Here is a 4,801-nt window from a genome sequence, read left to right on the forward strand (position 1 = left end):
TATTCATAACTTTCGAAGCGAAGCAAGTCCGTAGGATTAGCTTTTACCTTTTACCTTTTAGTTTTTACCTTTTAGTACTTTAAGGCACTTCTTTTTGTTTATTTGTTTAAACGCAGAGTTGCAGAAACGCAGAGGAAAAAGTAACAAAAAAAGTCAACCCTATTCAGGCAAGCACAAAGCACAGACTGCGAACTGGAGACTGCCTACTGCTGACTTGTTTATTTTATTAGTAAATTTGACAAAATGACACATTATTAAGTGTTTTTATAAAAAAAGAATTATTGTAGTACTGCAAAAGTCCAATGGCATTAAACTTGAAGTTAGGGCAAAAGCTTTTAGAAATTTGAAAAATCATTGATAAAGAAATCATAAAAAAGGCATAAAAAAAACAGTCATTACATAAAACAAATTGTTAATATTGTCTTTTAAATAAAACTTATATGAACAGCAAAAAGAAACTTTCAGGCGAATTTGGATTTATGGGATCTGACTCTCCCGGTGGACAAGGCGAATTTATCTCTATTTTACCCCCTGATGAAGAGCAAGAAAACGAAGATGATAAAATACCCAACAAACTACCAATATTACCTTTACGAAATACTGTTTTATTCCCCAACACTGTTATTCCTATAACAATTAATAGGGAAAAATCAGTAAAACTTATTAGTGATGCAGAAAAATCTGACAGGAAAATAGGTGTTGTTGCTCAAAGATCGCAAGATATTGATGACCCGGAACCGGAAAATATTTTTGAAATAGGTACTGTTGCAAACATAATTAAAAAAATTAAGTTGCCTGATGATAATACTATGGTTATTATTCAGGGAATAACAAAGTTTAAAATAAAAAATCTGGTAAATACAGAACCATATTTACTCGCAGAAATAGAACTTAAAAAAGCAAAAAAATTCAAGACTAACAAGCGAATAGAAGGAATGTTGTCAACCATGAAAGACATGGCGAAACAAATAATTAATCTTTCCCCAAACATTCCAAAGGAAGCATCAATAGCCCTTGACAACATTGACGTTCCAATGTTTCTAATAAATTTTATTGCTTCAAACCTGAATATAGGAGTAAAAGAAAAACAGGAAATTTTAAAAATTGAGGATGTCCCTACTAAAATTTCATTGATATTAAAGCATTTGAATCAAGAATTGGAAATGCTAAAGATAAAAAATGAAATTCACTCAAAAGTAAAAACCGACCTTGACAAACAACAAAGAGATTTTTTCCTCCAACAGCAACTAAAAGAAATACATGAGGAACTTGGTACTTCAAGCCCCGAAAAAGATTTTGAAGATTTTAAAAAAAGAGGAAAAAAGAAAAAATGGGATAAAAAAACAAAAGAATTATTTGATAAAGAACTTGTAAAACTTCATAGGACAAATCCTGCAGCAGCGGATTATTCGGTTTTAGCAAACTATGTTGAATTGTTGCTTGACCTTCCATGGAACGTTTATTCAAAAGATAATTTAGATTTAGATAAAGCACAGAAAATATTAGATGAAGATCACTACGGACTTGAAAAAATAAAAGAAAGAATACTGGAATACCTCTCGGTAATAAAAATGAAAGGAGATATGAAAAGCCCTATTTTATGTCTTCACGGACCTCCGGGGGTTGGTAAAACTTCACTTGGAAAATCCATTGCACGAGCCATGGGAAGAAAATATATTAGAATGTCGCTTGGCGGATTACATGATGAAGCAGAAATTAGAGGACATAGAAAAACATACATTGGAGCAATGCCGGGGCGTATTATTCAATCGATAAAAAAAGCAAAAACTTCAAATCCTGTTATCGTCCTTGATGAAATTGATAAAGTAGGTAATGATTATAAAGGCGACCCTGCTTCTGCTCTTTTGGAAGTGCTTGACCCCGAACAAAATTCTACCTTTTATGACAATTACCTTGAAATGGAATTTGATCTTTCCCATGTAATGTTTGTCGCTACTGCAAATACATTAAACACAATTAATCCTGCACTTCGCGACCGATTGGAAATAATTGATTTGAGCGGTTATCTTTTAGATGAAAAAATACAGATTGCAAAAAAATTCCTTCTACCAAAACAACGAAAAATGCATGGTCTTAATACCAAACATATCATGCTTAATGAACAAATTATTTCCTCAGTTGTTGAAGATTACACACGTGAATCAGGTGTTCGTTCTCTTGAAAAAACTATAGCAAAAATATGTCGTTATCAAACAAAATCATTTCTTTCTAATTCCAAAGATTTTATAAAGAATGTTAATGCTGAAAAATTATTTAAAATTCTTGGACCAAAAATATTTGAGAAAGACACCTACAAAGTTGATAACTTTCCCGGTGTTGTAACAGGTCTAGCTTGGACTCCTGTGGGTGGTGATGTACTTTTTATTGAAGTGAATGTTGCTCCCGGAAAAGGAAAACTAAATCTTACAGGAACCTTAGGTGATGTGATGAAAGAATCAGCATTGCTTGCTTATACTTACCTAAAATCTCATTATCAAGATTTCAAAATTGATTCTTCAGCTTTTGAAAATTGGGATATTCACATTCACGTTCCGGAAGGTGCTGTTCCAAAAGAAGGACCATCAGCAGGAATTACAATTCTTACAGCTTTGGTTTCTATTTTTACACAAAGGAAAGTAAACTCAAAATATGCAATGACAGGTGAGCTTACTCTTAGAGGCATAGTGTTGCCTGTAGGTGGAATTAAAGAAAAAATACTTGCTGCAAAAAGACAAGGAATTTCGGATATAATTTTATGTGCAAGCAACAGAAAAAATATTGAGGATATTAATAAGAAATATCTGGAAGGAATTAAGTTCCATTATGTAAAAATGGCAAAAGAAGTGATTGACATTGCTTTAGAAAAAAATAAAATTAAAAATCCAATAAACATTAATAATCCTGAATTTGCAAAAAAGAAGAAGAAGTAGAGTTGCGATTCACTGATAGAGTACAAAATGTTGTTACAGCTTATTACCATATTCAAGGTCTCCGGCATCTCCAAGTCCGGGTACAATGTATGATTTTGAATTCAATTTTTTGTCAATTGCAGCAGTCCAAAGAGTAATATTTTCATCTTTTAATTCTTTTTGCAAATATTCTATACCCGATACTGTTGCTATTATTACAACCAAATGAGTATGTTTCGGTTTCCCGTTTTTAAGCAATCCTCTGTAAGCACCTACTAACGACAATGCAGTTGCAAGCATAGGATCGGCAATTATCAGTGTTTTATCATCAAGCTTTGGAGTGGAAATATAATCAAGTTGAATAAAAAAATCGTTTTCAGAAGTATGTTTTCTGTAAGCAGAAACAAAAGCATTTCCTGCTTTATCAAAGTAATTTAAAAATCCGTTATGAAATGGAATTCCTGCTCGTAGAATCGTAGCAAGTACAGGCTGGCTTTTTAATACCGATGTTTTTGATTTTCCTAAACTTGTTATTACTTCTTTTTTCTTGTACTCTAATTGCTTACTTATTTCATAAGCGAAAATTTCACCTAAACGCTCTATATTTCTTCTGAATCTCATTCTGTCTTTTTGTACATCAACATCCCTAATTTCTGCAACAAACTGATTTAAGATGCTGTTATTCTCACTAAGATTATTTATTTGCATTACTCTATTTTTTTAATTTTAAATTTCACACAACAAAATTGAAGAAAATTTATGAGAAAGCAAAGAGCTTGTAAGTTTAAATTTGAATTATTTTGCATAAGCTTGCAATAAAAACTAAGATTATTTATAATAAAGCCGTTGATTTATTTCTTAACCTGAAATGTTTAGGGTTCACTCTAAAAAGTTTTAAAATGATTTTCAGCTCCTTTTTACCCCAAACTCTAAAGGGAGAAGTAGCTGAAAATCAGGACTCCCTTTAGGGAATGGGACAATTCCTGATTTTCAAAACTTGCACTCATTTTTTTTAGAGTGGACTCAGTAATAAAAAAAGTTAAAAATTATTTGGTTTATGAACATATGTTCATTATCTTTGTCGCGTAATATTTTTATTAATTAAACAAAAAGGAGTTAATTATGCCAAGAGGCGATAGAACAGGTCCCGAAGGAAGGGGTCAACAAACAGGAAGAAGAATGGGTTATTGTGTAGGAAATAATCATCCGGGTTTTGAAAATAATTCAGGAAACTTTGGAGGTGGACGTGGTTTTGGAAGAGGAATGGGAAGAGGTGCTGGAAATGCTTTTAGAAACGGAGGTGGTTACGGACAACGTTTTGATGAAAGAGTTTCAAATGTTTCTGAAAAAACATTGCTTGAAAATGATGTAAAAATTTTAAAAGAGCAATTAGAAAACATGGAAAAACAACTTTCTGAAATAAACAAAAAGGATTAAAAAGGCAACTAATTAATGAAATATAGTGCTGGCAGTGGTTTTAGAAAATTACTTATTACCCTTTGTGCTTCTTTGCGTAACACTGTGCAATAGTTATAACATGAAAAAAAGCACAGAGTTTCAAGACAAATAGGATTTTAAAATCTTAATGCCGAATAGTTGCAAAAAAAATAATAAATTTGTTAATCAAATAAACACAAAATAAAATGAATAGAGGAAGAAATCAAAGTAAAGGAAGTGGAAGCGGCAGAGGACTAGGAAGAGGTGGAGGACAAGGACGAAACAAAGGCGGTGCCTTTGGTACAGGTGGATTATGCGTATGTGCTAAATGCGGAACAAAAATTTCACACGAACAAGGTGTAAAATGTACAACATTAAAATGTCCTGAATGCGGTAAAACAATGATAAGAGAAGAATTACTTAATAAATAAAAATTGAATGAAAAAATTATTTGC

The 4,801-nt window shown here is 32.0% G+C and carries 4 protein-coding genes; 3 read left to right on the forward strand and 1 reads right to left on the reverse strand.

The window, feature by feature from the left end; translation table 11 throughout:
* Positions 1 to 440: 440 nt before the first annotated feature.
* Positions 441 to 2,930: an endopeptidase La gene (lon, locus tag U9R42_02740; GenBank protein MEA3494932.1), complete on the forward strand. Its 2,490-nt coding sequence runs from the start codon at positions 441 to 443 to the stop codon at positions 2,928 to 2,930.
* A 33-nt stretch (positions 2,931 to 2,963) separates the two neighbouring features.
* On the opposite strand, the gene upp is transcribed toward lon, so the two are convergent.
* Positions 2,964 to 3,617 (reverse strand): uracil phosphoribosyltransferase, encoded by a 654-nt coding sequence (upp, locus tag U9R42_02745; GenBank protein ID MEA3494933.1) that lies wholly within the window; start codon positions 3,615 to 3,617, stop codon positions 2,964 to 2,966.
* Positions 3,618 to 4,031: 414 nt separating this feature from the next.
* On the opposite strand from upp, the gene U9R42_02750 reads away from it, so the two are divergent.
* Both U9R42_02750 and U9R42_02755 read left to right on the forward strand, forming a co-directional pair.
* The gene (locus tag U9R42_02750) at positions 4,032 to 4,346 is read left to right on the forward strand and encodes a DUF5320 domain-containing protein (protein ID MEA3494934.1); all 315 of its coding nucleotides are present in this window, start codon (positions 4,032 to 4,034) and stop codon (positions 4,344 to 4,346) included.
* 206 nt (positions 4,347 to 4,552) lie between these two features.
* Positions 4,553 to 4,777: a hypothetical protein gene (locus U9R42_02755; protein ID MEA3494935.1), complete on the forward strand. Its 225-nt coding sequence runs from the start codon at positions 4,553 to 4,555 to the stop codon at positions 4,775 to 4,777.
* Positions 4,778 to 4,801: the final 24 nt, after the last annotated feature.

Source organism: Bacteroidota bacterium (genome assembly GCA_034723125.1).
Taxonomy (GTDB): domain Bacteria; phylum Bacteroidota; class Bacteroidia; order CAILMK01; family JAAYUY01; genus JAYEOP01.

Coding starts and splice junctions, on each gene's coding strand:
- U9R42_02755 (MEA3494935.1), top strand. CDS start 4,553: ATGAATAGAGGAAGAAATCAAAGTAAAGGAAGTGGAAGCGGCAGAGGA.
- U9R42_02750 (MEA3494934.1), top strand. CDS start 4,032: ATGCCAAGAGGCGATAGAACAGGTCCCGAAGGAAGGGGTCAACAAACA.
- lon (MEA3494932.1), top strand. CDS start 441: ATGAACAGCAAAAAGAAACTTTCAGGCGAATTTGGATTTATGGGATCT.
- upp (MEA3494933.1), bottom strand. CDS start 3,617: ATGCAAATAAATAATCTTAGTGAGAATAACAGCATCTTAAATCAGTTT.